The organism is Pedobacter rhizosphaerae (assembly GCF_900111155.1).
GTDB lineage: Bacteria > Bacteroidota > Bacteroidia > Sphingobacteriales > Sphingobacteriaceae > Pedobacter > Pedobacter rhizosphaerae.
Map to the genome: position 1 here is coordinate 1 of NZ_FOGG01000049.1, position 5,267 is coordinate 5,267.

Here is a 5,267-nt window from a genome sequence, read left to right on the forward strand (position 1 = left end):
ACTCAAAAACAAAAAGCGGATGGAGATCTTATGACCTACCCATCCGCTAATCTTTTTATAGACCATTTTAAGCCTACTTTTTCAGTGCCCTCCATACAATCTACGAGGCTTTTACTTTCAGAAATCTTTCCTATTCCTTAACCAAGTCAGCGGATGCTTTTTTGAAAATTTCAGCCTGTTTGGTCAGGTTTGCTTTTGCTTCTCCACTTACAGCCGCCGCTTGTTGTGCTTTTCCCTGGGCAGTTTTACCATAAGCTGCAGAGAGTTGTTTGCTTAAGTAAGCTTGTAGTTTTAACCTGATAATGGCCTCATTTATATTTTTAACCCCCTTTTCGGTTACATCAGGGGTTGTATTTCTGCTTAAATATTGAAAATATGCACCAACAACACTAAAAACTTTCGTTCTGTCGCCAGTTTGCATTACATTTTCGAAAAACGGTTGGTGTTCGTCTTTAGCATCATTGATATAAATTTCGGCAACCGCAGCGGCAATGTGGTCCTTGGTGTCCTCGTCCATTGCAGCAATTGCCGTTATGCTTTCTTGTGGTGCTAACTTAGCCAGGCCAGATACCGAAGCGCCAATTACTTTATAAGAGCGGTCTTTTAAACCTGCAGATAATAATGCTTTAAAATTCTGATCTCCAGTTTCGGCCAGTTTAGCTATAGCAGTGGCCCTCACCTCGGTATCTTTATCGGTCTTGGCTAACTCCAGGATGATCGGGAGTGCTGCAGCTTTGATTTGCGTATCCGTCAAATTAATTCCATCAATGCTCAATGCACGTAAATCAGCTGATTTATCTTTCAAGCCTGTTAACAAAATCTGCTGTCCGCTAGCGGCCTTACTCTGCATAATAAACTGTAAGGCTTCAATTCTATTGGCATAACTTGGTGCGTTTTTATATTGAAAATAATAGTTTTCGGCAGTTTTATTGTCGTTTACTTCCCCAACTAAAATTTTGTCAACATCAAAATCAATCAAATCGGGTTTGCTTGCTACATCAAAGCTGAAATTTTGCTCGCGACTGTTGATCAAAATATCTTTACGAATCTTTTTACCGCCTGCATAAATATCTATCTTAATTGGCAGGCTAAAAGTTTGTACGCTGCTATCTTGCGTTTGCTTAACCTTAATCGTAGCCTTACCGTTCTCATAACCGTAATCTATACTTAAAATTGGGTGGCCGCTATTGTAGTACCATTGATTAAAGTACGGACTCCAGTCTCTGCCTGTAACCTCTTCCATAGCCAGGCGCAATTGGTGGGTTTCACCATTTTTAAAGGCATTGGTGGTTAAATATTTATTTAAGCTCTTAAAGAAAGCGGCATCACCCATTTGGTTTTTAAGGGCATATAAAATAATTGAGCCTTTAGCGTAGCTGATGTTATCAAACATGTCTTCCTTGTCGTTATAATAAAAACGAGCCAAAACAGGGCTTGTCCCATCCTTTGTAGAGCCCAAATAAGACTGCAATTTTTCGTAGCGGGATTTATCTTCTGCGTCCTGCCCTGCATCGTGCCCATGCCAGATCACTTCGCCAAAAGTGGCAAAGCTCTCATTCATTGTTAGGTTACTCCAGGATTCGGCAGTTACATAATCGCCAAACCATTGATGGAAAAGCTCATGTGCAATGGTTCCTTCTTCGTTTCCGTCTAACAGTTCGCGATCCGTTTTTTGAACATGTTCGCCATGTAAAGTTGCCGTAGTATTTTCCATGGCACCAGAAACGTAATCTCTGGCCACCACCTGTGCATATTTATTCCAGGGGTAATCCAGGCCTAATATGTCGCTGTAAAACTTCATCATATCGGGTGTTTTACCAAAAATCTGCTTTGCATAAGGTGCATATTTAGGTTCCAGGTAATAATTTACCTCTTTGCCTTTATAAGTATCCTTAGTGATCTTAAATTCACCTACAGCCATCAAAAACAAGTAAGGAGAATGTGGTAAATCCATTTTCCAGGTATCGGTACGCAAACCATTAGCCAGGGGTTTCTGACTAATTAATTTTCCATTGGAGAGTGTGGTATATTTAGATTTTACCGTCATTGAGATCTCTGCGGTAGTTTTCTGATCAGGCTTATCTATAGTAGGAAACCAGGCAGAAGAAGATTCTGTTTCGCCCTGCGTCCAAATCTGTGTCGGTTTATTTTTATCCGTACCATCGGGATTAATAAAATAAAGACCCTTCGCATCTGTAATAGCGGCACTACCTTTTACCTTCAACTCATCGGGCTTAGCCGTGTAAGCAATGTAAACCGTATATTTTTCTACATTGGTGTATTTCTTATTGAGGGTAATTAATAATTTATTGTCATTGTAAACATATTTTAAAGGCGTGTTACCTTTTGCCCCAACTAAGGCCACTTCTTTAATATCCATGCCCTGCGCATCTAGCGTGAGTGAATCTGTAGCATAGAAATGAGGTCTCACCGTTAGCCATTCTTTGCCATACAGATAGCGTTTGGCATAATCAAAAGATACATCCAGCTTGGTATGTATAAGGTCGTTAATTTTAGTTTCTGTTACCCGATAAATGGATAATTGATTGCTGGGATCTGCTGGTTGATTTTGAGCGTAAAGTACATTGGAAAATAAAGCAGATGCAATCAGCACGCCACAACAGAAAAGTTTTTTATTCATATATTGGATAAGTTATTCTTAAAGCAAGATATTAAGAAATGTGACAAAGTAAAGGCTCAAATGTAGCAGGCATTCTTTTAATTTTTTGTTTTTTTGTGTAAATCATACGATATGAAAGCAGAAATTCAATCCATATTAACCCAGTTGGGTATCCAGCAAGAAAATGCGGCTTACAGTACAGGAAGTATTTGGGGAGGTGATAATGATATTCAAATAAACAGTTTTTCGCCTGTAGATGGCGCCACGATAGCAAAGGCAAAAATGGCTACTGCTGCAGATTATGAGGCGGTAATTGCTAAGGCTCAGGAGGCTTTTTCTTCCTGGCGTTTGGTACCGGCTCCAAAGCGTGGAGAGATTGTACGCCAGTTTGGGGATGCTTTAAGAACCAATAAAGCAGCATTGGGTACGCTGGTTTCATATGAAATGGGCAAAAGCCTGCAAGAGGGTCTGGGTGAGGTTCAGGAAATGATTGATATCTGCGATTTTGCTGTTGGCTTATCCCGTCAGTTGTATGGATTAACCATGCACAGCGAACGCCCCAATCATAGAATGTATGAGCAATGGCATCCATTGGGTATTGTCGGCATTATTTCTGCCTTTAATTTCCCTGTTGCGGTGTGGAGCTGGAATGCCGCATTGGCGCTCATTTGTGGTAATGTTTGCATCTGGAAACCTTCCGAAAAAACACCAATTACAGCTATTGCCTGCCAGCATATTATTGCACAGGTTTTTAAAGCTAATGATATTGAGGAGGGGGTTTGCAGTTTAATTAATGGAGACAGAACTGTTGGGGAACTCCTGACAGGCGATGCTCGGGTAGCTTTAATATCTGCTACAGGATCTACCCGGATGGGTAAAGCTGTTGCTGCAACAGTAGGTGCCCGATTGGGAAAAAGCTTGTTAGAACTGGGCGGTAATAATGCCATCATCATTTCTGAGCATTCAGACTTAGATATGAGCTTGATAGGAGCAGTTTTTGGTGCAGTTGGTACTGCCGGACAAAGGTGTACAAGTACCCGCAGATTAATTATTCACGAAAGTGTGTACGATGCATTTAGTGCTAAGCTGGTTAAAGCTTACGGTCAGTTACGCATTGGCAATCCTTTAGATCAGCATAACCATGTAGGACCGCTAATCGACCAGGACGCTGTAAAAGCTTACCTCGATTCTATTGAGAAATGTAAAGCTGAGGGGGGAAATTTTATTGTAGAAGGAGGCGTATTAACCGGAGAAGCTTATGCAAGCGGCTGTTATGTAAAGCCTTGTATTGCAGAGGTTAAAAATGATTTCGCCATTGTACAACATGAAACCTTTGCACCGATTTTATATTTAATTAAGTACAAAACATTGGATGAGGCTATTGCTTTACAAAATGGTGTTCCTCAAGGTTTGTCTTCTGCTATTATGACTTTGAATTTGAGAGAAGCAGAGCAGTTCTTATCGGCTAAAGGTTCAGATTGCGGAATAGCCAATGTTAATATTGGTACCTCAGGTGCCGAAATTGGTGGGGCATTTGGGGGAGAAAAAGAAACAGGCGGAGGACGTGAAAGTGGATCTGATGCCTGGAGAGCCTACATGAGACGCCAAACCAATACGATTAATTATTCTAATACCTTGCCATTGGCTCAGGGAATCAAATTTGATTTATAATTATCATCAACAAAAAACTAACCTTCAAAATACGGGTAAAGAGAGGCCAAAATCTTTTTCACTGCCCGTGCTTTGAAGGTTAATTAATTTAAAATAAACAATGGAAAATATTTCAGGAAAGAACGCACTGGTTACGGGTGCTGGAAAAGGTATCGGAAAGGCTATTGCTATTGCATTGGCTAAAGAAGGCGTAAATGTTGCCCTTGTAGGAAGAACTAAAAGTCACTTAGATGCTGTGGCTGCCGAACTGGCAGCTTATCCGGTTAAAGTAGCCGTGGCCACCATGGATGTGGGACAAATAACTGCTGTTAACGAAGCTGTTAAACAGCTACAGGCTGAGTTGGGCTTTATCGATATCTTGGTTAATAATGCAGGGATTGGCAAGTTCGGTAAATTCCTGGAACTTGAGCCTGCAGAATGGGAAGAAATTATTCAAACCAACTTAATCGGAACTTACTACGTAACCCGTGCGGTAGTACCTCAAATGATTGAAAACCAAACCGGCGACATCATCAATATCTCCAGTTCATCGGCCTTTAGTCCGGCGGCAGTTACCAGTGCCTATTCTGCTTCAAAGGCCGCGATAAATGCTTTTTCTACTTCCTTAATGCAAGAAATGAGAAAGCACAACATTCGTGTAACGGCCTTTGCTCCAAGCACAACCGCTACCGATATGGCTATCGAACTTAAGCTTACCGATGGAAATCCGGATAAAGTAATGCAACCTGAAGACCTTGCAGAATTATTGATCTCACAGCTTAAATTGAACAGAAGAATTTTTGTGAAGGATGTGGCCGCCTGGTCTACTAATCCATAGGTTTGAAATGATATTACACCGTGTCTTAATACTTGATACTTCTTACAGTAGTTAGTAATTAGTCGTTAGTATTAAGACATGGTGCCTATCCGTACGAAAGCTGAGAGATTAAAGCTCAAGGCGAAGAGATCATTCCGCATCTCGATACTTGATACTAGC

At 40.9% G+C, this 5,267-nt stretch carries 3 protein-coding genes; 2 read left to right on the forward strand and 1 reads right to left on the reverse strand.

Annotated elements, in window-relative coordinates:
• Positions 1 to 130 precede the first annotated feature (130 nt).
• Positions 131 to 2,641 (reverse strand): M1 family metallopeptidase, encoded by a 2,511-nt coding sequence (locus BMX11_RS22340; protein WP_090889227.1) that lies wholly within the window; start codon positions 2,639 to 2,641, stop codon positions 131 to 133.
• Positions 2,642 to 2,752: 111 nt separating this feature from the next.
• Here BMX11_RS22340 and amaB point away from each other — a divergent pair, with 111 nt between their 5' ends.
• Entirely contained in the window at positions 2,753 to 4,291 is a 1,539-nt protein-coding gene (amaB, locus tag BMX11_RS22345) for an L-piperidine-6-carboxylate dehydrogenase (RefSeq protein WP_090889230.1), read from the forward strand.
• 100 nt (positions 4,292 to 4,391) lie between these two features.
• A complete protein-coding gene (locus BMX11_RS22350; RefSeq protein WP_090889233.1) occupies positions 4,392 to 5,108 on the forward strand; it encodes a 3-ketoacyl-ACP reductase in 717 nt (238 codons plus the stop codon).
• The last annotated feature ends 159 nt before the right edge of the window (positions 5,109 to 5,267 follow it).